The 212-nt window shown below is 72.2% G+C and carries 1 protein-coding gene; it reads left to right on the top strand.

The features are described from left to right. On the top strand, positions 1-212 hold a 212-nt coding region (locus tag OP79_RS49525; RefSeq protein ID WP_033330086.1), incomplete at both ends, for a Gfo/Idh/MocA family oxidoreductase.

Below are 212 nucleotides of genomic sequence, written 5' to 3'. Positions count from 1 at the left end.
GTCACGCGGCCGGTTACCGCAACGTCAACACGGTCTTCGGGGCCGGTCTGCCGCCCGTCCGGCTGGCCGCGATCGCCGACGCCAACGTCGAACTCGGCGAGGACGCCGCCCGTCGCTACGGGTACGAGAAGGCGCTGCCGAGCTGGGAGGCCGTCGCCGAGGACCCCACCATCGACGCCGTCTCCATCGTCGTCGGCAACGACCTGCACCGC

Source organism: Streptomyces yerevanensis (genome assembly GCF_000716805.1).
GTDB lineage: Bacteria > Actinomycetota > Actinomycetes > Streptomycetales > Streptomycetaceae > Streptomyces > Streptomyces flaveus.
Note: the sequence above shows the minus strand (reverse complement) of the source record. Positions and strands in the feature narration are given on the sequence as shown.